Source organism: Leucobacter allii (assembly GCF_022919155.1).
GTDB lineage: Bacteria > Actinomycetota > Actinomycetes > Actinomycetales > Microbacteriaceae > Leucobacter > Leucobacter allii.
The window spans coordinates 367,867-391,772 of the sequence record NZ_CP095045.1; the positions used below are offsets into that span (position 1 = coordinate 367,867).

Genomic DNA, 23,906 nt, shown 5'->3' on the forward strand with positions numbered 1-23,906 from the left:
CCCCGCCTACGTCGCGTCGGCCGCCGCCGAGGCCTTCTGCGAGAAGTAGACGGGGATGAGCGAGAGCAGGATGATGATCGTGGCGACCACGTTCACCTGGTTCGCCTCGTTCGGCCGCGCCATCTGGTTCATGATCCACAGCGGCAGCGTCTCGACGCCCGGGGGTGCCGTGAAGATGGTCACGACGACCTCGTCGAAGGACAGCGCGAAGGCGAGGAGGCCGCCGGCGATGAAGGCGCTGCGGAACTGCGGGAAGGTCACGAGCCGGAAGGTCTGGCCGATCCCCGCGCCGAGATCCATCGATGCCTCCTCGAGGTTGGGGTGCATGCGGCGCAGGCGGGCGATGACGTTGTTGAAGACCATGACGACGCAGAAGGTGGCGTGGGCGATGATCATGCCGGCGTAGCCGACCTTGATGCCCATGGGATCGAGCACCCCGTAGAACGTGTTGGAGAGCGCGACGCCGGTGACGATGCCGGGGAGCGTGATGGGGAGGATGATGAGGAGGTTCACGACCTCGCGTCCGAAGAAGCGGAACCGCTGGAGTGCGAACGCGGAGAGCGTGCCCAGGAGCAGCGCGATCGCCGTGGCCGCCGCGGCGACGATGAGCGAGTTGAGCACCGCCGCGTGCACGGCGGGGTTCTTGAGCGCCTTCTCCCACCACACGAGGGAGAACCCGGGGATCGGCCAGCCGGCGACCCTGCCGGAGTTGAAGGAGTTCAGGATGATGACGAGCAGCGGGACGTAGGTGCAGAGGATGATGAGTGCGGCGATCACCGCGAGGGCGATCTTCGATCCGCGGCCAAGACGCAGCACGGCGGCCTCCTAGAGATTCTCGAGCGCGCCGGTGCGGCGGACGGCGAGCAGGTAGACGAGGACGAGGACGATCGGCACGACCGAGAAGGCGGCGGCGACCGGCGGGTTGAGGTTGATGTTCGAGGCGATGATCGTGCCGATCATCTGGGTCGAGCCGCCGACGAACTTCGCGGCGATGTAGTCGCCGAGGCTGAGCGAGAAGGTGAAGATGGACCCGGCGATCAGGGCGGGCTTCAGCAGCGGCACGACCACGGTGGTGATGGTGCGCAGCCCCTTCGCGCCGAGATCGGAGGAGGCGTCGAAGAGGTTCACCGGGATCTGCGCGACGGCCGTGTAGACCGGGATGGCCATGTAGGGGAACCAGAGGTAGACGAGCGCGATCACCGTGACCACGACGCCGTAGCCGGGGCTCTCGATCCCGAGCGGCCCGAACAGCCAGGTGAAGAAGCCGGTGTCGGAGAACACGATGCGGATCGACAGGATCTTCACGAGATAGCCGGCCCAGAGCGGCAGCGTCACGGCGATCGCGAGCACGGCGCGCAGCCAGGGCCTCGCGACCTTGGCCATGAAGATCGCGAGCGGCACGGCGAGGACCGCGCAGATGAGCGTGACCGCGAGCGCGATCCCGAGGGTGCGCGCCGCGGCGGCGAAGTAGGCGGGCACCGTGAAGATGCTCGCGAAGTTGTCGAGCGTGAAGCCCGGCTTCACCTTCGAGGTGAAGGGATCGGTCACCCAGAACGCCGTGAGCAGCATGAGGGCGAGCGAGAGGATGTAGACGCCGACGAGCCACACCATGGGCAGCGCGAGCAGCGAGGCGAGGCGACCGCGCGGGTGGCGGTGCAGGGCCGAGGACAGCGGCTTGGGCCGGGTCTCGAACGATGAGGTGGAGATCACGTCGGTTCCGTTTTCTGCGAGGCGGATCGGGCGGGCGGGGGTCGATCCGTCGGGGCGGCGCGCGCCGCCCCGACGGACCGGGTCACCCCGTGGCGGTCATCCCTTGACGGTGAGCCAGGCGTCGGTCCACTGCTGGAAATTGGTGCAGGTGACGTCGGTGCGCCCGTCGATGCACTGCTCGATCGGGGTCGTCCAGAACCAGACGTTCGAGAAGTACTCCTCGTCGGTCGCGTTGAACAGCTCGCAGTGCTCGCGCGCCTCGTCGTTCAGCTCGCAGAAGGCGGCGTTCGCGGGGGCCATGCCGAAGTTCATGGCGATCTGCCCGTTGACCTCCGCGGCGCTCGTGTAATCCATCCACGCGTAGGCGCAGTTCGGATTGGCCGCCTCGGCGCCGAGCATCCAGGCGTCCGACCAGCCGGTCGAGCCCTCCTCGGGGAGCGTGCCCTCGAGCGCGCGGTTCTCGGACAGCTTCTTCAGGACCTCCCAGGAGGTGCCCACGACGACGTCGCCGCCGTTGAAGGCCGTGATCTGCTTCACCGGATCGGACCAGTAGTCGCCGATGATCGCGTTCTGCTGCGTGAGCAGATCGACCGCGGCCTGCAGCTGGGTCTCGTCGAGCGCGTAGGGGTTGGTGATGCCGAGATCCGGCTCGTGCGCCATGAGGTAGACCGCGGCGTCCGCGATGTAGATGGGCGCGTCGTAGCCGATGATCTTGCCGGCGTAGGGCGAGTCCTCCTCCCAGACGACGTCCCAGCTGGTGGGGGCCTCGGCGACCTCCTCGGTGTTGTACTGGAGGATGTTCGCGCCGCGGCCGATGGGCACGCCGTAGGACTGGCCGTTGAGCGTGTCGTAGAGCTGGCCCTTCATGCCCTCGACGATGTCGTCGCCGAAGTTCGGGATGAGCTCGAGGTTGAGCGGCTGCACGTCGCCGCCGACGATGAGCCTGAGGCTCGCATCGCCCGAGGCGGAGACGAGATCGTAGTTGCCGGTGCGCATGAGCTGCACCATCTCGTCGGAGGTGCCGGCGACCTTGCGGTTCACGGTGCAGCCGGTCTCCGCGGTGAACGCGTCGGACCACTCGGGCTCGACGAAGCCGGACCAGGCGACGATGTTCACCTCGTCCTCGAAATCGCCGAGCTCCTCCTGCATGGGGATGTCGGGGACGTCGATCTGGAGCTCGCCGCCGGCGTCGTCGGTGGCGCCGCTCGACGAGCATCCCGTGAGGGCGAGGCCCAGCGCCGCCGCCATGGCGAGCGGCACGGCCAGCATCTTCTTCTGCATCAGTGACTCCTTCGTGCGATGAGTGTCGGTGTTGGGTGGTGCGGTGTTCGGGTCTGTGAGGTCCGGGTCCGTCGCGTCCGGCCGACGCGCGGGTCCAGGGGGATCCGCCGCGTCAGGCCGCCGCGGCCGCGGGGACGGCGCCGGGGATCGGGGTCGCGTGGCCCCGATCGAAGCGGATGCTCACGCGGTCGCCCCGGGCGATGCCGGGACCGACGCGGGGCGTGTGCGCGTTCTGCCGCTCCGCGATGAAGCGCGTGCCGTCGGCGCTGTCGACGAGGTAGCGGGTGTGGGGTCCGGCGTAGACGGTCTCGGCGACGGTCCCGGGGATCGCGACCGCGCCCTCCTCGACCGGAGCGGCGGGATCGGTCAGCCGCACGCGCTCGGGGCGCAGGCTGTGCACCTGCGGGTCGCCGAGCAGCCGGAGGGAGAGCGGCGAGGGGAGCAGGTTCGTGACTCCGAGGAACCTCGCCACGAACTCGGTCTCGGGGAACTCGTACACCTCGCGCGGGCTGCCGACCTGCTCGATCCGCCCGTCGTTGAAGACGGCGACGCGGTCGGAGAGCGTGAGCGCCTCCTCCTGATCGTGGGTGACGAAGATGAAGGTGATGCCGACCTCGCGCTGGATCTGCTTGAGCTCGACCTGCATCTCCTCGCGCAGCTGCTTGTCGAGCGCGCCGAGCGGTTCGTCGAGGAGGAGCACCTTCGGGCGCAGGATCAGGGCGCGGGCGAGGGCGATGCGCTGCCGCTGTCCGCCGGAGAGCTGGGAGGGGAGCCGGCCGGCCACGTGCTCGAGCCGGACCTGGGCGAGCGCCTCCTCGACGAGCCCGGCGCGCGCGCCGCGGGCGACGCCGCGGACCTTGAGCCCGTAGGCGACGTTCTCGGCGATCGAGAGATGGGGGAAGAGGGCGTAGTCCTGGAAGACGGTGTTGACCTCGCGGTCGAACGGCGCGGCGCGGGTGACGTCCGCGCCGTGCAGCAGGATCCTGCCCGCGCTCGGCTCCTCGAATCCCGCGATCATGCGCAGCACCGTCGTCTTGCCCGAGCCGGAGGGGCCGAGCATCGAGAAGAACTCTCCGGCGCGGATGTCGATGTCGAGATCCTTGACCGCGACGAGCTCGCCGAACTGCTTGTGGACGCCCTGGACGGCGACGGCGATCTCGCCGGGTGCTGCGGGGGGTGTGGTGTCTGGCATGGTGCCGGATCTCCTCAACATCGTTGTCGGACCGATGGAAGAACCATAACATATGGGTTTATAGGTTTATGACGGCGCAGCGACATTCGTGTCACGATTCGATCACGGAGACGACTCAGCCTTCAGCGGCGCCGACGTGGCAGACTCGGTGCGTAGGCCCAGACGCTCGAACGGGACCCGGACGGAGGACGCGCGTGAGCAGCACCCTCCTGCAGGCGACGCCGAGCCGCCTGCGCACGGCCGCCTTCGCCCCGATCGGCGACGAGGGCCGCACGGAGCTCGTGGAGTCGCGGATCGTCCAGGCCATCTCCGTCGGCGCCTTCGTGGAGGGGGAGCGGCTGCCGAGCGAGACGGAGCTGTCCGCCCTCCTCGGCGTCGCGGTCGTGACGGTGCGCGAGGCGCTCAGCGGCCTGCGGCACCGGGGACTCATCGAGACCCGGCGCGGGCGCAACGGGGGCAGCTTCGTGCGTCCCTCGCACGGCGCCGTCGAGGAGGTCAACGCGCGGGCGCTCATGGACCTGCCGCGCGTCGCCCTCGCGGATCTCGGCGTGCACTACGAGGTCATCGTCGGCGCCTGCGCGGAGTTCGCCTGCATGCGCGCGACCGCCGACGAGCTCGGGGTCGTCGCGCGCATGCTCGAGGACGCTCGCGGCCTCGAGCGGCACGTGTGGCGCCGGCGCGTCACCGAGGTGCAGCTCGAGCTCGCGGCCCTCAGCCAGTCCGTGCGCCTCACCACGGAGCACGTCAGGGTGCAGACGGAGTTCACCCCGCTCCTCGCCCTTCAGGATCTCGACGCGGCCGCCCGCCTCGCGACGCACGACGCGCTCGCCGCGCAGATCGCCGCGACCGAGCGCGGGGAGGCCGCGGCCGCCCGAGCCGCCGTGCGCGAGAGCGTGCGCTCGTCGGTGCGCTGGCTCGTCGGCTTCCGATCCGAGCTTCTCGCCGATCCCGCGGACGCCGCGATCCGTGCGACACTTGAGGCACGCCGCGGAGGTGACGACCGCCGCGCACTCGACGCCGAGGGGGATTCGTGAGCACGCAGACCGCCAGCGCACTCGCGCACGCGATGGAGCGCGTCGACGAGTTCTTCGACGGCGTGTTCGCACCGCTCGAGGCCTGGCTCCCCGAGCTCCAGCGCACGCTCGCCGCGCGGGCCGCCGACGGGCCGATGACCGGCGCGCAGCTCGCCGCGCTCGTCGAGCCGGGAGCCCACGCGATCCTCGACACCGTCGACCGGCCGCTCTACGGCGCCGGGTACTGCGCGAACGCCCTCGTGGTGTCCGAGGGGAACCCGCTCGCGTGGTGGCAGGGCCCCGAGCGCGGCCTCCTCGCGTCCTCCACCTTCGGGCCGGGGCAGGCGGCCATCGACCTCGTGCGCCTGGAGTGGTACCGGGTGCCTGAGGCCACGGGGGAGCGTCACGTCGCCGGCCCGTTCGTCGACTACCTCTGCTCGAACGAGATCACGGTCACGGCGGCCATTCCCGTGCGGCTCGGCGGCGCCTTCGCCGGGGTGATCTGCGCCGACGTGCTCGTCGCGAGCCTCGAGCGGGTGCTGCTCCCGCAGCTGCCCGCGGACGCGCAGGCCACGCTCGTGAACGCGGGCGGACGGGTGGTCGTCACGAGCGATCCCGCCTACGAGACGGGCGACCGGCACGCGGACGCCGCCGAGGCGTCCGACTCCGGCGACGACGCGCGCGTCGCCGTCTCGCAGCGCTACCCCTTCGCGCTCCTCGCCGCGGGCTGAGCCGGCCGGTCCTCCCGAGCCGGGGCTACAGGAGGTGGCCGCCGCCGGTCACCTTCATCCGCGAGACGAGCTGCTTCACGTCCTGCGCGCGGCTCTTGGTGGTCACGAGCAGCACGTCGGCGGTGTCGACGACCACCACGTCGTCCATGCCGACGAGCGCGACGAGCCGGTCGCTCTCGGAGACGACGATCCCGCTCGAGGCGTCCGAGAGCACCTGCGCGCCGTCGCCGAGCACGGCGAGGTCGGTGCCGCGACCGCGGGTGAGGAGGTTCGCGACGGAGGCGAAGTCGCCGACGTCGTCCCAGTCGAAGTGCGCGGCGACGCAGACCATCTTGCCCGCGGCCGCGGCGGGCTCGGCGACCGTGTAGTCGATCGCGATCTTCGGCAGCATGGGCCACAGCCGCTCGCGCACCTGCGCGCCGCGCTTGGAGTCCCAGCTCGCGGCGATCTCGCGCAGCGAGGCGACGAGCTCCGGCTCGGCGAGGGCCATCTGGTCGAGGAGCACGCTCGCCCGGGCGATGAACATGCCGGCGTTCCAGAGGTACCCGCCGCGGGCGAGATAGGCCTCGGCCTCCGCCGCGTCGGGCTTCTCGACGAACTCGGTCACGTCGTAGACGTCGAAGGGGGCGAGGTCCCCGCGGGCCTGCCCGCAGGAGATGTAGCCGAAGCCGGTCGCGGGGTGCGAGGGGTGGATGCCGATCGTGGCGATGTAGCCCTGGTCGGCCGCCTGCACCGCCGTCGTGACGGCCCGCTGGAAGAGGATGTCTCCGCGGATCACGTGGTCGGCGGCGAAGGAGCCGAGGATCGCGTCGGGATCACGCAGCTCGAGCAGCGCCGCCGCGAGCCCGATCGCGGCCGAGGAGTCCTTGGGCTCGCTCTCGGTGACGAGGTTCTCGCACGGCAGCTCCGGCAGCTGCGCGGCCACCGAGTCGCGGTGCGAACGGCCCGTGACGACCATCAGGCGCTCGGGCGGGACGATCGGGGCGAGCCGATTCCAGGTGGCGCGCAGCAGCGAGTCCCCCGAGCCGGTGAGATCGAGCAGGAACTTCGGGGCGTTGGCGCGCGACAGCGGCCACAGGCGGGAGCCGACGCCGCCGGCCGGGATGACGCAGGTGAGGCGCTCGAGGGCGTGAGGGGTCGCGGAGGGCTCGGACATGCCCACCAGCGTAGCCGTGCCGGCCCGTGAGCCCCGAGCGGCCCGCGGCGGCGCGCGTCCAGCCGGGTGCGGCGCCGTGACGACGGCCTGGCGCGGAGGAGATGCATGCATCGAAGAAGCGCCAACTCGGCCGAATCATCTGATGTACTTGCGGCCCGAATCGTGATGATTCCGCGGGACTCCGGGGCCCCGGCCGATGCGGGGCGCGGACGCGATTGGTGTCATAATGGGGGCGCGGCGAAACCGCGGGCGCCCCCATGCGCTGCGGCGTCGCGGACGTTCGCACTGTCAGCCGCCGAGCACCGCTCGACGAGGCACGACCGAGGAGGAAGCCAGTGTCAGCCCAAACGGCAGAAGCCGCACCTGCGGCCCGGAAGAAGAGCCGCCCGGGGGGCACGCTCTATCGCGGCAACGAGGGCATGTGGTCCTGGGTGCTGCACCGGATCACCGGCGTCGCGATCTTCTTCTTCCTGCTCGTGCACGTGCTCGACACCGCGCTGATCCGCGTGAGCCCGGAGGCGTACAACGCCGTCATGTCGACCTACAAGACGCCCGTGATGGGCCTCGGCGAGGCCGCGCTCGTGGCGGCCATCGTGTTCCACGCCTACAACGGGATCCGCATCATCCTCGTCGACTACTGGCGCAAGGGCGCCCGCTACCAGCGCACGATGTTCTGGATCGTCATCGGGCTGTGGGTCGTGACGATGGCCGGCTTCCTGCCGCGCCACCTGATGAACGTGTTCGGGCACTGAGGCGAGGGGATCGGGAAATGACGATGACGATTGACGCTCCGCGGTCGAGCGCCCCCGCGCGCAAGCGCACCAACTGGGAGAAGTGGGGCTGGATCTACATGCGCGTCTCCGGCGTGCTGCTCCTCGTGCTCGTGTTCGGCCACCTCGCCTCGAACCTCCTCCTCACCGACGGCGGCGTGCACGCCATCAACTTCGGCTTCGTCGCGGGCAAGCTCGCGAGTCCGTTCTGGCAGATCTGGGACACGCTGCTGCTGTGGCTCGCACTCATCCACGGCGCCAACGGCATGCGCACCATCGTGAACGACTACGTGTCGCGGCCCGGGCTCGCGAAGGCCTTCAAGATCGCGCTGTTCCTCTCCGCGGCGCTGCTGATCCTGCTCGGCACCTTCGTGATCTACACCCTCGACCCCTGCCCGGCGGGCGCGGACCCGGCGCTCGTCGCGTCCTTCTGCACCGCGTCCTGAGACGCTCCGGCACAGGCTTTTTTCGAATCGTAAGTGAGGACATACGTGACCACCAACACCCATGAGGGCGAGGAGGTGACCGTCAAGGACGGCGTCACCTACCACCAGTTCGACGTCGTGATCGTCGGCGCGGGCGGCGCGGGCATGCGCGCCGCGATCGAGGCCGGGCCCAAGGCCAGGACGGCGGTCATCACCAAGCTCTACCCCACGCGCTCCCACACGGGCGCGGCGCAGGGCGGCATGGCCGCGGCGCTCGCGAACGTCGAGGAGGACAACTGGGAGTGGCACACCTTCGACACGGTGAAGGGCGGCGACTACCTCGTCGATCAGGACGCGGCGGAGATCCTCGCCAGGGAGGCGATCGACGCGGTCATCGACCTGGAGAACATGGGTCTCCCCTTCAACCGCACGCCGGACGGCAAGATCGACCAGCGCCGCTTCGGCGGCCACACCCGCGACCACGGCAAGGCGGCCGTCCGCCGCGCCTGCTACGCGGCGGACCGCACCGGGCACATGATCCTGCAGACGCTCTTCCAGAACTGCGTGAAGCTCGGCGTCAACTTCTTCAACGAGTTCTACGTGCTCGACCTCGTGATGACCGAGGTCGACGGCCAGCGCCGCCCCTCAGGCGTCGTCGCCTACGAGCTCGCGACCGGCGAGCTGCACGTCTTCCAGGCCAAGTCGATCGTCTTCGCCACGGGCGGCTTCGGCAAGATCTTCAAGACCACCTCGAACGCGCACACGCTCACGGGCGACGGCGTCGGGATCGTCTGGCGCCAGCGCCTCCCGCTCGAGGACATGGAGTTCTACCAGTTCCACCCGACCGGTCTCGCCGGTCTCGGCATCCTGCTGACGGAGGGCGCCCGCGGCGAGGGCGCGATCCTGCGCAACGCGAGCGGCGAGCGATTCATGGAGCGCTACGCGCCCACCATCAAGGATCTCGCCCCGCGCGACATCGTGGCGCGCTCCATGGTGCAGGAGGTGCTCGACGGCCGCGGGGCCGGGCCGCACAAGGACTACGTCTACCTCGACTGCACCCACCTGGGCGCCGAGGTGCTCGAGACGAAGCTCCCCGACATCACCGAGTTCGCGCGCACCTACCTGGGCGTCGATCCCGTGACCGAGCCCGTGCCCGTGTTCCCGACCGCGCACTACGCGATGGGCGGCATCCCGACGAACAACGACGCCGAGGTGCTCTCCGACAACACGACCGTGGTCCCCGGCCTGTATGCCGCCGGCGAGTGCGCCTGCGTCTCCGTGCACGGGTCGAACCGGCTCGGCACCAACTCGCTGCTCGACATCAACGTGTTCGGCAAGCGCTCGGGCAACAACGCGGCGGACTACGCGAACCGCGCGGAGTTCGTGCCGCTGCCCGAGGACCCCGCGAAGGCCGTCCGCGAGCTGGTCGAGGGCTTCCGCACCGGCACCGGAACCGAGCGCGTGGCTGACCTTCGCCGCGAGCTGCAGGAGGCCATGGACCGCGGCGCCCAGGTCTTCCGCACGGAGGAGTCGCTCACCGAGGTGCTCGGCGTCATCCACGACCTCCGCGTGCGCTACCTGAACGTCGGCGTGCAGGATCGCGGCAAGCGCTACAACACCGATCTGCTCGAGGCGATCGAGCTCGGCTTCCTGCTCGACCTCGCCGAGGTGCTCGCCTACACGGCTCGCAACCGCAAGGAGAGCCGCGGCGGGCACATGCGCGACGACTACCCGAAGCGCGACGACGAGAACTACATGCAGCACACGATGGCGTACCTCTCCGGCGATCCGCACTCGCCGAACCCCGAGGACCACATCCGCCTGGACTGGAAGCCCGTTGTCGTCACCAAGAACGAGCAGGGCGAGTTGAGGTACCCGCCCCTGGAGAGGAAGTACTAGGTCATGAGCACCGCTACCGCTGAGGCTGCATCGACCGACGCCCCCGAGGCGCCGAAGCCCTTCACCGTCACGCTGCTGATCCGCCGCTACCTGCCGGAATCGAACGCGGAGGCGTACTGGGAGGACTTCGACGTCGAGATGTATCCGACGGATCGCATCCTCGACGCCCTCCACCGCATCAAGTGGGATCAGGACGGCTCGCTGTCCTTCCGCCGCTCCTGCGCGCACGGCATCTGCGGCTCGGACGCGATGCGCATCAACGGCAAGAACCGCCTCGCCTGCAAGACGCTGATCAAGGACCTCGACATCTCGAAGCCGATCTACGTCGAGGCGATCAAGGGACTGCCGCTCGAGAAGGACCTCATCGTGGACATGGAGCCCTTCTTCGCCGCCTACCGCGAGGTGCAGCCGTTCCTCGTCTCGGGCACCGCGCCCGAGGCGGGCAAGGAGCGCGTGCAGACGATCGACGATCGCGAGCGCTTCGACGACACGACCAAGTGCATCCTCTGCGCGGCGTGCACCACCTCGTGCCCCGTGTTCTGGACCGACGGGCAGTACTTCGGCCCCGCCGCGATCGTGAACGCGCACCGCTTCATCTTCGACTCGCGCGACGAGAACGCGCAGGTGCGCCTCGACATCCTCAACGACAAGGAGGGCGTGTGGCGCTGCCGCACGACCTTCAACTGCACGGACGCCTGCCCGCGCGGCATCCAGGTGACCAAGGCCATCGCCGAGGTGAAGGCCGCCATCCGCACCGGCAAGACCGCCTGAGCCGTTCCACGGCGCGATCGGGCCGCCGGCGCTGCCCGTAGCATAGGCCACATGACGAAGCCCCGCGATCCCGCCCCCGACCCGGGGGAGGGGCGCGGGGCTTCCGATTTCGCGACGGCGAAGCTCGTGGCCGCGGCGCGCGATCGCCTGAGCGAGGGAGCCGAGCGGATCGGCAGGGCGGCGCAGCGGGTGGAGCAGTCCGAGCGGGTCGAGCAGCTCGTCGAGCGCGGGCGCGAGCGCTGGGACTGGCTGCGGCGGCTGCGCGCGTGGCGGGCCTACTCCCGCTTCACCGACGTCGGCGGCACCGTGCTCGCCGCCGGCATGAGCTACCAGGCGCTCTTCGCCGTGTTCGCGGGGCTGTACGTCGGCTTCGGGATCGTCGGGATCTGGCTCCAGAGCCGACCCGAGCTGCTCGAGCAGCTCATCGAGCAGATCAACCTCTTCGTGCCCGGCCTCCTGGGAGACAACGGGATCGTTACCGAGGCGGCGGTGCTGTCGGTGCGCGTGCTGTCCTGGACGAGCGCGATCGCGGCGCTGTCGCTGCTGTGGGTCGCGATCACCTGGTTCACGGGCACGCGACGCGCGATCCGGATCATCTTCGGGCTCGAGGTGAAGCAGTACCGCAACGCCGTGCTGCTGAAGCTCCGCGACTTCGCCCTCGCCCTCGCCTTCTTCGTCGCGATCCTGGTCTCCGCGGGGCTCACGCTGCTGAGCTCGAACCTCATGGGCACGATCATCGACTGGCTCGGATGGGATCCCGACAGCTGGCTCGTGAGCGGCATCGGCATGACGGCCCGGTACGCGTCGATGTACGTCTTCGACGTCGCCGTGCTCGTCGCGATCCACACCTTCCTGGCGGAGGTCCGGGTGCGGCGCTGGCTGCTGCTGCGCGGCTGCGCGCTCGGCGGTGCCGCGCTCTTCGTGCTCAAGGTGCTCGGCACGCTGCTGCTCGGCAGCGCGACGAGCAACCCGCTGCTCGCCACCTTCGCCGTGCTCATCGGCCTGCTCGTGTGGTTCAACCTCGTGTGCCGGGCGCTCCTCCTCACGGCATCCTGGGTCGCGGTCGGCGCGGATCGATCCCTGGGGCTCGGGCGGCCGACGGGGTTCCTGGAGTAGGAGCGCCGAGGCTCAGCACCCGCCGGGCAGCGGGCCCGCGGTGCTGCTCGTGTCGACCGGGATCCACGGCGAGTACCGGCCATCGGCCGCGGTCAGTCGGAGCTCGAGCACCACGTCGTCGAGCGGCACGTTCGGGAGAGCCGACCACCTCGAGAAGGGCGTGATGGAGTCCGAGGACCACCACGCTCGGTCCTGCTGCGTGAGCATGCCGACCCCCGGCGTGTCCTCGTAGATCGCCCGTGAGCCGTCCGGGAGCGTCACGCGGGCGGTCACCGCGCCCGCCTCGTTCGCGCTGCCGCGCAGGTGCACGTTCCCGACGCCGGTACCCTCGAAGCAGAGGAAGCCTGCCGAGAGCGAGGGATCCGATCCGTCGCCGTTCCCCTCGGCGGCGGAATCCGCCGTCGACGAGGACGCGGCGGATCCGGACGCCCCGGCGTCGCTCGTCGCATCGGAGCTCCCGCCCTGGGCGTCTGCGCTCGCCTGCGCCGCCGACGTCGCGTCGGCGCGCGCGGATGCCGAGGCGCGCGCGGATGCCGAGGCGCTCGCGCCGGCGGCGGCCGTCGCCGTGCCGGCCGCGGAGGCGTCGGCGGCGCCGCGCACCGACGATCCGGCGTCGGAGCCCGCGGTGGCCGACCCGCCCGTTCCGGATCCGGCGCTCGCATCGGCGCTCGATCCCGCGGTCGCGCCGGACGCGCCGCTCGTGCCGCCGGCGTCGGCCGAGGCGCGCGTCGCATTTCCGATCCCGCCGCCGGCATCGGAGCCGTCGGCGCCCGAATCGGGGGCGTCCGTTCGGCCCGGTGCCGCACCGCCGTGCGTGCCCCCGTCGGCGTCCGCCGCGGCCGAGGCCGCCGCGGACGCGTCGCGGGAGACCGGCGTCGCGGTGCCCGGGTGCTCGGCTCCGTCGGACGGGCGGATCGCATCCGCCGGTGCGGAGACCGCGTCGACCGCGGGCGGGGCGTCGCTCCGGGACAGGCCGAACGCCGTGGCGCCGATCGCGATCGCTGCGGCGGCGAGCGCCCCGACGATCACGAGGCCCGGCGCGCTGGCGAGTCCGGTCCCCGCGCCGGCGGCCCCGGCACCGGCGGCGCCCGCGCCCGCGGCGTTCCCGCCCGCCGCACCGCCGCTTCCCGCCCCGGCGCCGCTTCCCGGACTCGCGATCCCCGCCGTCGCTCCGGTCGCGGCCGACGCGGCGGTGGACGGGCCGAGGCCCGCGAGCAGCGCGGAGGCCGGCCCGATCCCGAGGAGGATGCCGGCGAGGACGAGCGCGAGCTGGCGATTCAGCACGGTGTACTCGCGCGCGGCGGCCGCGCAGGAGTCGCACGCGTCGAGGTGCGCCGCGACGTCGCGGCTCGCGGCCGCGGTCAGCTTGCCGCGCTGGTAGCGCTGCAGGTGCCCGAGCGTCGTCCGGCAGGCCGCGTCGGCGAGCTCACGATCGACGTGCGCCTCCACCCAGGCCGACTGCAGGCCCTCGCGCGCGCGCACGGCGAGCGCGGAGACGCTGTTCGGCGAGATCCCGAGCAGCTTCGCGACCTCCCGGGGCGGCATGCCCTCGACCTCCGTGTACCAGAGCACCGCCTGCCAGCGCTCGTTGAGCGTGCCGAAGGCGCGGGCCGCGGCGTCGCGGTCGAAGGAGCGCTCCTCCCACGGCACGGCATCCGTGAGGTCCGGGATCGCGTCGAGCTCGTCGCTCGAGTCCTCGGGGGAGCGGTACGTGTCCGCGGCGATCGAACGGATCACCCGGTAGAGGTAGGGGCGGAAGGCGCCGTGCGGGCCGCGGCCGTCCGTGACGAGTTCGAGGATGCGCAGGTAGGCCTCCGCGACGAGGTCGTCGGCGCTCAGGGAGGGGGCGAGGTTGCGCGCCGCGACGTAGCCGGCGCGGCGATGGCGCTCCCAGAGCACGCCGAAGGCGGCGGTGTCGCCGGCGCGGCAGTCGTCGAGCAGCTCCGCGTCCGAGCGCTCATGCGCTGGGAAGATGGGCATGGTCACCTCGATTCGCACTCACCAGAAATCCCTCGGGCGCGCATCCCGCCGCCCGATCCCCGATGCGGTGCTGCCACCGACATCCTCTCCCGACTCCAGTATCCACCGTTTTCCGGGGCCTGACGACCACCGGCGGGGTCTCCCGGAGGGTTTTCGAAGTTTTTCTCGAAACGCGCGTCACGATCGGGCCCCGATGCCGTCTCCTATACGTGCCCGGCTTCCGCTGCCGATCCCCCCAACCCAAGGAAGTGGAGGCCGGGCACGACCTCGTCTTCCGCGTCGTCCCCGGGCACAGGCCGGGGACGACGCGAACGCCGCAGCCGCCGCTCGGAGTTGCGGACACCGCTCGGTAGAATCATCGCGTCGGCGGCGCGCGCTCGAAGGCCGAGCGGGGTCGACCGCCGCGACAGACGGAGGTCTCCCGTGCGGACGCTGCGCCTGCCCCTCGCCGCGATCGCGGTCGCCTGCGCGCTGCTCCTCGGGGCGTGCTCGACATCGCCCGGATCGAGGGATGCTGACGCGGCGGGCGGCGCCGCGCCCCGCGTCGTCGAGGTACCCGGCGACGCCGACACCGCGCAGGCGGGAGCCGATCTGCTGCGGCCGGGCGACATGCTCCTGCTCGGGCCCGGCACCTACCGCGAGGAGCTCGTGGTCGCCACCCCGGACGTCACGATCCGCGGCGCCGATCGCAATGCGGTGGTCTTCGACGGCGAGGGCAGCCGCTCGCAGGGCGTCCTCGTCATCGCCGACGGCGTGCGGGTGCAGAATCTCACGGTGCACTCGTACCTCTACAACGGCGTGCTCGTCACGGGCATGCACGACGGCGCGGAGGCGTCCGCGCACGGCGTGAGCGGCTACGATCGCCTCGATCCCGAGGAGTATCCGCCGCTGCAGCGCTACGCCATCGAGCACGTCACGGCGTACAACAACGGTCTCTACGGCCTCTACGCCTTCAACGCCCAGCACGGCCGGATCGCCGACTCCTACGCCTCCGGCTCCGCGGATTCCGGCATCTACGTCGGGCAGTGCGAGGCGTGCGACGTCGTCGTCTCCGGCAACGTCGCGGAGGGCAACGCGATCGGCTTCGAGAACGCGAACGCCTCGGCCCCGGTGACGATCTCGGGCAACCGCTTCTCGGGCAACCGGGTCGGCATGACGCTGATCTCGAACTACCAGGAGGCCTACGCGCCGCAGCGGGGCAACGAGGTCGCGGGCAATCTCGTGGCGGACAACGCGAACCCCGAGACGCCGGCGCAGGCCGACGGCGCCTTCGGCATCGGGATCGGCATCGCCGGCGGTCAGGCCAATCTGCTGCGCGCGAACCGGATCACGGGGCACCCCGACGCCGGCGTGCTGCTGCGCAACGGGGAGGACTTCGCCGCATCGGACACCCGCGTGGAGGACAGTGTCTTCGCGGGGAACGCGGTCGACGTCGGCGACGTCTCCGCCGCGTACGCCGCGGCCACCGGGAACTGCGTCTCGCCGGCGGAGGGAGTGATCCTCGCACCCGCGGCGCTCGGGGCGGCCGACTGCGCGACGGCGGCGAGCACGGCGGTGGCGCCGCACTCGCCCGAGGCCCCCGCGGGCCGATCCTTCCTCGATCTCCCCGCGCCGCCGGCGCAACCGCAGCTCGACGGCATCGCGGAGATCCCGGATCCGCTGCCCGACGTCCAGCAGCACCCCGACCCGGCGACGGCCCGGGTGCCCGAGGCGACGCTGCTGCAGGATCGGATCCGCCCGTGAGCCGCCCCGGGCCGCGCGTCCGCTCCCGCGTCCGCTCCCGGCCGGGCGCCGTCGCGCTCGTGCTCGCGGCGGCGCTCCTCGCGTCCCCCGGCTGCGCCTCGGCCCCGGCGGGGGACTCGGGGTCGGCTCCCGGTGCGACGGCGGGTCCCGAGCAGCCGCAGGTGCTCAGCGACGCGCAGGCCGAGGAGCTCGCGGCCATGCGATTCAAGAACTTCGCCGACGGCGTCGTCGCCGTCGAGGGTCAGGTGCTCGGCGGCGGGAACGGCGACCTCGCGCTCGCTGGCTGGCTGGATTTCGCGCAGCGAACGGGATACGCGCGCGTGGTGTCGAACGGGGCCGCGCCGATCCTCGTGGTGTGGGACGAGCACGAGCTCGCCTACCTCGATGAGCACCCCGCGGAGGCCGCCTCCCCGGGAGCCCTCGCTCCTCCGCCGGAGACGCCGCCGACCGGCGCCTGGCAGCGCGACGCGCTCGTCGCGGAGACGAGCGAGCTGACCCGGATGCTCGCGGCGCTGCTGCTGCTCTCGGCCGACCGACCCGAGAACCCGCTGCTCCTCCGGCAGAACGGCGCCCGGTATCTCGGGCGAGAGGACGTCGCGGGCGTTCCGGCGGATCGCTTCTCCGGCGTGTCCGCGCAGGGTCTGTCGGCGGAGGGCGCCGCGGAGGGTGCTGCGGCCGAGGAGACCGCGGCCGCGGAGGCCGACCTCGCCTCGCAGTACTGGCTCGACGCCGACGGCCGCCTCGTCCGCTTCGGGCTCCGCGTCGCGGGCGACGAGCTCAGCACGGTGGATCTGCTGCGGGAGGCCGGCGCGCCGGACGAGCTCCCCGGCGTCGAAACGGTCGGGGCGCCCGATGCCGGCTGAGGACGCGGCCGCGCCCGAGCCCGCGCCGGCGCGCGGCACGTCGCGGCGCGGCGTGCTGCTCGCGGGGCTCGGCGGGCTCGTGGCGGGGGCCGCGGGGACCGGGCTGGCCGTCGCGGGCGTCGTCCGCGAGGCCGACGGCGCGGGTCCGGCGGCTCGAGAGGATCAGGAGGCTCCCGGGTCCGTGCCGGCGGGCCCGGAGCCGGTCGATCCGCACGGGGCCCGGCAGGCGGGCATCGCGCGTCCGGCGGCTCCGCAGCCGCAGGCCCTGTTCCTCGTCTTCAGCGACGTGCCCGGGCTCGGGCCCTGGCTCGGAGAGCTCGGCGAGGCCATCACGGCGCTCTGCGCCGAGGGGGACGGCCTGCTCGACGGGCCCGGCGATCTCAGCGTGACGGTCGGCGTCGGCCCGGCGCTCATCGCCGCGTTCGATCCCGCTGCCGCGGGCGCCGAGACGCTGCCCGCGTTCGCCGGCGACGACGCCCTCGCCGCCGATCGCCGGCGGGGCGATGTCTGCCTGCAGATCTGCGGCAGCGACCCCGTCGCCATCGAGCTCGCGGCGGAGCGCCTGAGTGCCGTGACCCCCGGAAGGGGGTCATTTCGGCAGCGCGCGTTCCGGCCCCCGGGCGAGGGAACGATCGTCCGCTCGCCGCTCGGCTTCCACGACGGCATCGCGATCCCGCGCGGCGAGGCCGAGCTCGCGGAGAGCGTCTTCATCGGAGACGGCCCCTCCGCGGGCGGGTCCGTCTGGGTGATCCGGCAGTTCGCGCTCGACATCGCCGGGTTCCGCGGGCTCCCGCTCGGCGCCCGAGAAGCCGCGGTCGGCCGTCGGGAGTCGGACGGCGCGCCGCTCAGCGGTGGTACCCGGACGGACGACGTCGCCCTCGGCGAGAAACGCGAGGATGGCGAGTATCTCGTGCCCGCGGAGGCGCACGCGCGTCGCGCGCATCCCTCGTTCACGGGCAGCGGGCTCATGCTCCGTCGCAGCTACAGCTACGACAACGGCGCCGACGACCGCGGGCTCGTCTTCGTCTCCTTCCAGAACGAACTGCGCACCTTCGTCGCCACGCAGCGCCGACTCGACGAGGCCGACGCGATGCTCGCGTTCGCGACGCCGCGCGCGTCCTTCGTCTTCCTCGCCCTCCCCGGCTTCGACGCGGGGCGCCCCCTCGGCGCCGCCTACACGCGATCCTAGGGTCTCTCACAGCCGGCTCCTGGCGAACTCGGCTATTGCGCATGCGGGCCGCATCTTCCAAGATAAGAGGCGTGGTGTCTCGAGCCGTGCCCGCGGTGCGCTCGGGGTGGGGGGCGATCAGCGCAAGCTCAACGGAGGAGTCAGGGATGCATCGAACACAGCGCAGGCGCGCTCGGAGGCGGTTCACGGCGATCGCGTCGGGCCTCGCCGCACTGACGCTCACGGCCGGGGTGGTGACCCCGGCGCTCGCCGCGCCGGGCGACGGCGTGCTCACCGTCGAGGTGAACCGCGACTTCTCGGGCGACGGCGTCTACGAGGCGGCCCTCGACCCGGGGCAGTCCGGGATCGAGGTCACCGTCACCGACGGCACCACCACCCTCGGCCCGCTCGCCACCGATGCGAACGGCCACGCCGACTTCGACCTCGGCACGCTCGCGGGGTCCCGCTTCCGCGTCGACGTCACCATCCCCGACACGGCGCCCGATTACCTGGAGTTCGCCCCCGCCGCGACGACCGCGACGGCCGACGCCTTCCGCAGCGCGACGAGCTTCGTCGACGGCGCGACCCAGACCGTCCACGTCGGTGTCTGGAACCCGAGCACCTACGTGACTCGCAACCCGAAGGTCGCCGTCGCGCAGCAGGTCTCGCGGGGCACCGCGGATACTCGCCGCTCGCTCATGATCACCGACTGGGACAACCGCGGCCCCTTCGACATGACCAATGCCGACAACGCGGCCGGCATCGCGCAGGTGGCGAGCCAGGCCGAGACCGGCACGGTCTTCGGTACGGCGTGGGACTACCGGCGCAACGGCCTCTTCAGTGCGGCCTACGCGAAGTCGTACACGGTCTACGGCCCCGGCGGTCCGGGCGGCATCTACCGCACCGATACCGCGGCGGGGGGCACCTCGGGCAATACCGTGCTCTGGGCCACCGTGCCGAACGCGGGGACCTCGGTCCACCAGACCATCGCTGGCCGCGACGACGCCTTCTTCCTCGCCGCAGGCAGCGAGGGCCTCGGCGGCCTCGCCATGTCCGAGGACGGCGCGACGCTCTACGCGGTGAACCTCGCCGAGAAGTCGCTTTACACCTTCGACGCCGCGGCAGCGGCGCCCGCCGCTCCGACCGGCTCCACGGCCATCGCCGACCCCGGTTGCGTCGGCGGTGACTGGCGGCCGTTCGCCGTGACCGTGCGCGACGGCGAGGTCTACGTCGGTGGGATCTGCGACGCCTCGGTGAGCCTCGCGCGCGCCGACCTCGCGGTGCACATCCTGCGGCTCGACGGCGGTGCCTTCGCCCCGGTCTACTCGCACGCTCTCGACTTCGGCCGGGGCAGCCAGGCCTACGCGGATCCGCCGGGAAATCTCACCGACCCCGAGGTCTCGACGCACTGGAACCCGTGGCGGGATACCTGGGACGCCGACATCGCGCTGGCGTTCACGAACACCGGGAACTCGCGAGTGCCGATCTACCCGATGCCGCTGCTCACGAGCTTCGCCTTCGAGAACGACGGTTCGCTCGTGCTCGACTTCCGCGACCGGAAGACGGACAGCTACCCGTCGAACGGGACAGGTCCCGACGGCGTGACCCCGACCGCCGGGCACGTCGCGGGCGGCGACCTCAACAAGGTCTGCCTGACCGGAGGAGTCTACGAGTGGGAGGGCGAGGGCGCCTGCCCGAACAACGCGACGCAGGAGAATTCGGCGCAGTCGCCGTTCGACCGCGTGGAGTTCTTCCCCGGGGAGTTCATGACCGGTGAACCCCGGTACGGCGCGAACGTGACGCACACCGAGAACTCGCTCGGCGCGGTGCTGCTCAGCCCGCGTGAGCCCGATGTGCTCGCCACGACCATGAACCCGACTCAGCTCTACAACTCGAGCGGCTTCGGATTCTACGATCGGCAGGACGGCAGCGGCCCGGGCAACGACTGGGAGAACCGCGCGCTCCTGATCGCGGGCAACGCCTCTGCCGGCAACTTCGCCAAGGGCAGCGGGCTCGGCGGTGTCAGCCTGCTCGCCGCCCCCGCGCCCATCCAGATCGGCAACTACGTCTGGTTCGACCAGGATCGCGACGGCGAGCAGGGAGCCGACGAGATCGCCGTCCCCGGTGCCACCGTGCGCCTGCTGGATGCGGACGGCAACGTGCTCGCCGAGACCACGACCGATGAGAACGGGGAGTACTACTTCGGCGGCGAGGGCGGCTACGCGCTCGTCCCGGGCGCCGAGTACATCGTCGAGTTCGATCTGACCACGGTCGACCCGACGCAGCTGCCCGGCTCGCCGAGCCTCGACGAGCTCTCCTTCACCGTGACCCAGGATCCGGACGCCGGCGAGATCCACGACTCGAACCCGACCCCGACCGACAACCCGCTCATCGGGCGCGCGCCGGTCACGGCGCCGGATCATCCGGGCGGAGTCGACCACACGATCGACGCGGGGATCTTCTTCGGCCGGCCCGGCATCGACATCGTGAAGTTCGACGGTCGCGCCGAGGCTCCGGAGAATCCGGTGGACGGTCCCGACGCGGTCGACGGCGAGTACGGCGACCCGACGCCGGGCGCCTGGGATCCCGCAGTCGACGCCGACACGGAGGACACGGCGGTCGAGTACCCGGTGTCCGGCGGCTCGACGGGCCCGCAACCGGTGGACATGATCATCACGAACACCGGGAACCTCGCGCTGACGGACGTGTCGGTCGCCGACCTCACGGTCGAGGGCGCGGAGATCGCCGACCTCAGCTGCGACTTCTCGCCGCTCGGGGGCCCGGCCACGGGGACGAGCTGGGACGGTCCGTTCGCCCCGGGCGACTCCTTCCGCTGCTCGGGGACCCTGACGATGGGGTACGACGAGCTGCACCACGACATCGCCTCGGTCACCGGCCAGCCGGTCGACGAAGAGGGAGAGCCCGTCGGCGAGGAGATCGGCGACGAGGACCCGTACTGGGCGACGACCCCCGTGGCCCCGGTGCCCGGTATCGACATCGTGAAGTTCGACGGTCGCGCCGAGACCCCGGAGAACCCGGTGGACGGCCCCGACGCGGTCGACGGCGAGTACGGCGACCCGACGCCGGGCGACTGGGATCCCTCGGTCGACGCGGACACCGAGGACGACGCGGTCGAGTACCCGCTGGACGGGGATTCGACGGGGCCGCAGCCGGTGGACATGATCATCACGAACACGGGCGAGCTCGCGCTGACGGATGTCACGGTGGCCGACCTCACGGTGGAGGGCGCGGAGATCGCGGATCTCAGCTGCGACTTCTCCCCGCTCGGGGGTCCGGCGACCGGCGTCACCTGGGACGGGCCGTTCGAGCCGGGCGCGTCCTTCCGCTGCTCCGGCACGCTCACCATGGGACCCGAGGAACTGCACCACGACATCGCCTCGGTCACCGGCCAGCCGGTCGACGAGGAGGGCGAGCCCTTCGGCGAGGAGATCGGCGACGAGGATCCGTACTGGGCCGTGACCCCGGCCCTGCCGCCGGTGCCCGGCATCGACATCGTGAAGTTCGACGGCCGCACGAGCGCCCCGGAGAACCCGGTGGACGGCCCCGACGCGGTCGACGGCGAGTACGGCGGCCCGACCCCGGGCGACTGGGCTCCGGAGATCGACGCCGACACCGAGGACCAGGCGGTCGAGTACCCCCTCAGCGGGGATTCGACGGGCCCGCAGCCGGTGGACATGATCATCACGAACACGGGCGAGCTCGCGCTCGCGGACGTGACGGTGTCCGATCTCACCGTGCAGGGCTCGGCGCTCGCGGACGTGACGTGCGACTTCTCGCCCCTCGGCGGCCCCGCGACAGGGACGAGCTGGGCCGGGCCGTTCCAACCGGGCGATTCCTTCACCTGCACGGGCACCCTCACCATGGGCGCCGCCGAACTGCACCACGACATCGCCTCGGTCACGGGCCAGCCCGTCGACGAGACCGGCGAGCCCGTCGGGGAGCGCATCGGCGATGAGGACCCGTACTGGGCGCTGACCCCCGAGAAGCCGGTCACCCCGGGCACGGAGAAGCCGGGCGTCGACATCACGAAGCGCCAGGCGAAGACCGGTGACGAGGCCGACACGACGCAGACGGCGATCACGGCGAAGGCCGGTGAGCGTGTCATCGTCGAGATGCCGGTCAAGAACTCCGGCGATGTGCCCCTGACCCGGGTCGCGGTCACCGACCGCACCGATGACGGCCCCGCGATGGCGGAGTTCCGCTGCACCTTCCCCGACGGGACGAAGGTCGACGCGGTCGATGGCGAGGTCCGCTGGGCGGCCACCTTCGCCGATCCGGCCACCGCGCAGTGGGAGCCCGGCGTCACCTTCATCTGCACGGGCGTCGTCACGCTCGCGGCGGGTCAGGCGCACGCCGACACGGTGACCGTGCACGCGGTCGCCCCGGACGGCACGAAGCTCACGGATGACAACCCGTTCCACGTCCGTACGCCGGACGCGCCCGGACTGTCCGTGACCGGCGGCACGATCAGCGTCGTGCTCATCGCCTTCGCGGTCGCGCTCGTCGCGCTCGGCATCGTGCTCATCCTCATCCGCCGTCGGAGCCACCGCGCGAGCGACACCGAGTCGTAGGAGCGGCCCGCTGCGCCGATCGCCGGAACGGGTTCGCCCGCTCCGGCGATCGGCGTGCGCGCGGGCGTAGAGTGATCCCATGAGCGCGCACGGCGGATCGCAGGAGCCCATCGGACAGCCGACGCCCGGTGAAGCGGGCGCCCGCACCGCGGAGGTCGAGCCCTACGACGCGGTCGAACTGATCACGCGGAAGCGCTTCGGGGAGGCTCTCGACGGCTCGGAGATCTCCTGGCTCGTCGAGGCGTTCACCCGCGGGGCGGTGGCGCCCGAGCAGATGAGCGCGCTGCTCATGGCGGTCGTCATCCAGGGCATGGGACGCGAGGAGATCCGCGACCTCACCGCGGCGATGATCGCGAGCGGCGAGCGGCTCGACTTCACGGGGCTCGGGCGGCCCGCGATCGACAAGCACTCGACCGGCGGCGTCGGCGACAAGATCACGCTCCCGCTCGTGCCGCTGCTCGCCGCACTCGGGGTGGCGGTGCCGCAGCTCTCGGGCCGCGGGCTCGGCCACACGGGCGGGACGCTCGACAAGCTCGAGTCCATCCCCGGGTGGCGCGCATCGCTCGGCGCCGACGAGATGGAGCGGATCCTGCGGGATGCCGGCGGCGTCATCTGCGCCGCGGGGGCGGGGCTCGCGCCCGCGGATCGAGCGATGTACGCACTGCGCGACGTGACCGGGACCGTCGCCTCCGTACCGCTGATCGCCTCCTCGATCATGAGCAAGAAGATCGCGGAGGGCGCCGGCGGCCTCGTGCTCGACGTGAAGTTCGGCTCCGGGGCGTTCCTCCCGGAAGTCGCCGATGCCCGCGAGCTCGCCGAGACCATGGTCCGCCTCGGCGAGGACTCCGGCCTGCGCACCGTGGCGCTCCTCTCCGACATGGACGCCCCGCTCGGACGCGCGGTCGGCAATGCGAACGAGGTCCGCGAGGCCGTCGAGGTGCTCGCGGGCGGCGGCCCGGCGGACGTCGTCGAACTCACCCTGGCGCTCGCCCGCGAGATGCTCGCGCTCGCGGGGCGATCGGACGTCGACCCGGCGCCCGCCCTCGCCGACGGGCGCGCGATGGACGCCTGGCGCCGGCTCATCGCGGCGCAGGGCGGGGATCCGGACGCATCGCTGCCGGTCGCCCGGGACGCCGAGATCGTGCGTGCCGGCGCCGCGGGCATCGTGCGGCGCGTCGACGCCCGGGCGGTCGGCGTCGGGGCCTGGCGGCTCGGCGCCGGCAGGGCCGGGCCGGGTGATCCCGTCGACCACGCGGCGGGCGTCGAGGTGCTCGTGCGGCCGGGTGATCGGGTGCGCGCGGGGGATCCCCTCTTCGAGGTGCGCTGCGATTCCGCGGGACGCATGGCGCGCGGGCTCGCGGCGCTCGAGAACGCGGTCGAGCTCGGCGCGGAGCCCCCGGAACCGCGCCCCCTCGTCGCGGGGCGGATCGCCGCCGGATAGCGGGGCGCTCCGTGTGCCCGCACCCGCGGTGCCGCGGGTGCGAGCAGGCACGGGC

At 71.9% G+C, this 23,906-nt stretch carries 18 protein-coding genes; 12 read left to right on the forward strand and 6 right to left on the reverse strand.

Going from position 1 to position 23,906, the window contains the following annotated elements; genetic code table 11:
* Nucleotides 1–6: 6 nt before the first annotated feature.
* The 4 genes from MUN78_RS01620 to MUN78_RS01635 form a co-directional block, all read right to left on the reverse strand.
* A complete protein-coding gene (locus MUN78_RS01620; protein ID WP_244728340.1) occupies nucleotides 7–816 on the reverse strand; it encodes an ABC transporter permease in 810 nt (269 codons plus the stop codon).
* A gap of 9 nt (nucleotides 817–825) precedes the next feature.
* Complete coding sequence (locus tag MUN78_RS01625; protein WP_244728342.1) at nucleotides 826–1,710, reverse strand: ABC transporter permease; 885 nt, start codon at nucleotides 1,708–1,710, stop codon at nucleotides 826–828.
* Between the two features lie 96 nt (nucleotides 1,711–1,806).
* Nucleotides 1,807–2,991: an ABC transporter substrate-binding protein gene (locus MUN78_RS01630; RefSeq protein ID WP_244728344.1), complete on the reverse strand. Its 1,185-nt coding sequence runs from the start codon at nucleotides 2,989–2,991 to the stop codon at nucleotides 1,807–1,809.
* Between the two features lie 112 nt (nucleotides 2,992–3,103).
* Nucleotides 3,104–4,183, reverse strand: coding sequence for an ABC transporter ATP-binding protein (locus MUN78_RS01635; RefSeq protein ID WP_244728346.1), 1,080 nt, complete (start codon nucleotides 4,181–4,183; stop codon nucleotides 3,104–3,106).
* Between the two features lie 194 nt (nucleotides 4,184–4,377).
* On the opposite strand from MUN78_RS01635, the gene MUN78_RS01640 reads away from it, so the two are divergent.
* Complete coding sequence (locus tag MUN78_RS01640) at nucleotides 4,378–5,217, forward strand: FadR/GntR family transcriptional regulator (RefSeq protein ID WP_244692698.1); 840 nt, start codon at nucleotides 4,378–4,380, stop codon at nucleotides 5,215–5,217.
* On the forward strand, nucleotides 5,214–5,927 hold the full coding sequence (locus MUN78_RS01645; RefSeq protein ID WP_244728348.1) for a PDC sensor domain-containing protein: 714 nt from the start codon (nucleotides 5,214–5,216) through the stop codon (nucleotides 5,925–5,927). The genes MUN78_RS01640 and MUN78_RS01645 overlap by 4 nt, the downstream gene beginning before the upstream one ends.
* 25 nt (nucleotides 5,928–5,952) lie before the next feature.
* On the opposite strand, the gene MUN78_RS01650 is transcribed toward MUN78_RS01645, so the two are convergent.
* Entirely contained in the window at nucleotides 5,953–7,083 is a 1,131-nt protein-coding gene (locus MUN78_RS01650) for a mannose-1-phosphate guanylyltransferase (RefSeq protein ID WP_244728350.1), read from the reverse strand.
* A 419-nt stretch (nucleotides 7,084–7,502) separates the two neighbouring features.
* Between MUN78_RS01650 and sdhC the strand changes: the two genes are divergently transcribed.
* From sdhC to MUN78_RS01675, 5 genes are read left to right on the forward strand one after another with little or no spacing between them, the layout of a single operon-like run.
* The gene (gene sdhC, locus MUN78_RS01655; protein ID WP_244692701.1) at nucleotides 7,503–7,835 is read left to right on the forward strand and encodes a succinate dehydrogenase, cytochrome b556 subunit; all 333 of its coding nucleotides are present in this window, start codon (nucleotides 7,503–7,505) and stop codon (nucleotides 7,833–7,835) included.
* A gap of 17 nt (nucleotides 7,836–7,852) precedes the next feature.
* Nucleotides 7,853–8,299, forward strand: coding sequence for a succinate dehydrogenase hydrophobic membrane anchor subunit (locus tag MUN78_RS01660; RefSeq protein WP_244692702.1), 447 nt, complete (start codon nucleotides 7,853–7,855; stop codon nucleotides 8,297–8,299).
* Nucleotides 8,300–8,344: 45 nt separating this feature from the next.
* Nucleotides 8,345–10,177 carry a succinate dehydrogenase flavoprotein subunit gene (sdhA, locus tag MUN78_RS01665; protein ID WP_244728351.1) on the forward strand — a complete coding sequence of 611 codons (1,833 nt, stop codon included), beginning with the start codon at nucleotides 8,345–8,347 and terminating at the stop codon, nucleotides 10,175–10,177.
* A gap of 3 nt (nucleotides 10,178–10,180) precedes the next feature.
* The gene (locus MUN78_RS01670; RefSeq protein WP_244692704.1) at nucleotides 10,181–10,948 is read left to right on the forward strand and encodes a succinate dehydrogenase iron-sulfur subunit; all 768 of its coding nucleotides are present in this window, start codon (nucleotides 10,181–10,183) and stop codon (nucleotides 10,946–10,948) included.
* A gap of 51 nt (nucleotides 10,949–10,999) precedes the next feature.
* Nucleotides 11,000–12,064: a YihY/virulence factor BrkB family protein gene (locus tag MUN78_RS01675; protein ID WP_244728353.1), complete on the forward strand. Its 1,065-nt coding sequence runs from the start codon at nucleotides 11,000–11,002 to the stop codon at nucleotides 12,062–12,064.
* A gap of 12 nt (nucleotides 12,065–12,076) precedes the next feature.
* Here MUN78_RS01675 and MUN78_RS01680 read toward each other — a convergent pair whose 3' ends face one another.
* Nucleotides 12,077–14,044, reverse strand: coding sequence for an RNA polymerase sigma factor (locus MUN78_RS01680; protein WP_244728355.1), 1,968 nt, complete (start codon nucleotides 14,042–14,044; stop codon nucleotides 12,077–12,079).
* 423 nt (nucleotides 14,045–14,467) lie between these two features.
* Here MUN78_RS01680 and MUN78_RS01685 point away from each other — a divergent pair, with 423 nt between their 5' ends.
* The 5 genes from MUN78_RS01685 to MUN78_RS01705 all read left to right on the forward strand — a co-directional run bounded on the left by MUN78_RS01685 (nucleotide 14,468) and on the right by MUN78_RS01705 (nucleotide 23,851).
* Nucleotides 14,468–15,787, forward strand: a complete 1,320-nt coding sequence (locus MUN78_RS01685; protein WP_244728357.1) for a right-handed parallel beta-helix repeat-containing protein — start codon at nucleotides 14,468–14,470, stop codon at nucleotides 15,785–15,787.
* A complete protein-coding gene (locus tag MUN78_RS01690; protein ID WP_244728359.1) occupies nucleotides 15,784–16,650 on the forward strand; it encodes a hypothetical protein in 867 nt (288 codons plus the stop codon). Before MUN78_RS01685 ends, MUN78_RS01690 begins: the two co-directional genes overlap by 4 nt.
* The gene (locus MUN78_RS01695) at nucleotides 16,640–17,839 is read left to right on the forward strand and encodes a Dyp-type peroxidase (RefSeq protein ID WP_244728361.1); all 1,200 of its coding nucleotides are present in this window, start codon (nucleotides 16,640–16,642) and stop codon (nucleotides 17,837–17,839) included. Before MUN78_RS01690 ends, MUN78_RS01695 begins: the two co-directional genes overlap by 11 nt.
* Nucleotides 17,840–17,985: 146 nt before the next feature.
* Nucleotides 17,986–22,410, forward strand: a complete 4,425-nt coding sequence (locus tag MUN78_RS01700) for an SdrD B-like domain-containing protein (protein WP_244728363.1) — start codon at nucleotides 17,986–17,988, stop codon at nucleotides 22,408–22,410.
* A 79-nt stretch (nucleotides 22,411–22,489) separates the two neighbouring features.
* Nucleotides 22,490–23,851: a thymidine phosphorylase gene (locus MUN78_RS01705; RefSeq protein WP_244728365.1), complete on the forward strand. Its 1,362-nt coding sequence runs from the start codon at nucleotides 22,490–22,492 to the stop codon at nucleotides 23,849–23,851.
* Nucleotides 23,852–23,906: the final 55 nt, after the last annotated feature.

Bases quoted from the DNA above. Each gene is read 5' to 3' on its own strand.
- sdhC (WP_244692701.1), top strand. From the start codon at position 7,503: ATGTGGTCCTGGGTGCTGCACCGGATCACCGGCGTCGCGATCTTCTTC.
- MUN78_RS01650 (WP_244728350.1), bottom strand. From the start codon at position 7,083: ATGTCCGAGCCCTCCGCGACCCCTCACGCCCTCGAGCGCCTCACCTGC.
- MUN78_RS01670 (WP_244692704.1), top strand. From the start codon at position 10,181: ATGAGCACCGCTACCGCTGAGGCTGCATCGACCGACGCCCCCGAGGCG.
- MUN78_RS01635 (WP_244728346.1), bottom strand. From the start codon at position 4,183: ATGCCAGACACCACACCCCCCGCAGCACCCGGCGAGATCGCCGTCGCC.
- MUN78_RS01660 (WP_244692702.1), top strand. From the start codon at position 7,853: ATGACGATGACGATTGACGCTCCGCGGTCGAGCGCCCCCGCGCGCAAG.
- MUN78_RS01675 (WP_244728353.1), top strand. From the start codon at position 11,000: ATGACGAAGCCCCGCGATCCCGCCCCCGACCCGGGGGAGGGGCGCGGG.
- MUN78_RS01700 (WP_244728363.1), top strand. From the start codon at position 17,986: ATGCATCGAACACAGCGCAGGCGCGCTCGGAGGCGGTTCACGGCGATC.
- MUN78_RS01695 (WP_244728361.1), top strand. From the start codon at position 16,640: ATGCCGGCTGAGGACGCGGCCGCGCCCGAGCCCGCGCCGGCGCGCGGC.
- MUN78_RS01630 (WP_244728344.1), bottom strand. From the start codon at position 2,991: ATGCAGAAGAAGATGCTGGCCGTGCCGCTCGCCATGGCGGCGGCGCTG.
- MUN78_RS01705 (WP_244728365.1), top strand. From the start codon at position 22,490: ATGAGCGCGCACGGCGGATCGCAGGAGCCCATCGGACAGCCGACGCCC.
- MUN78_RS01680 (WP_244728355.1), bottom strand. From the start codon at position 14,044: ATGCCCATCTTCCCAGCGCATGAGCGCTCGGACGCGGAGCTGCTCGAC.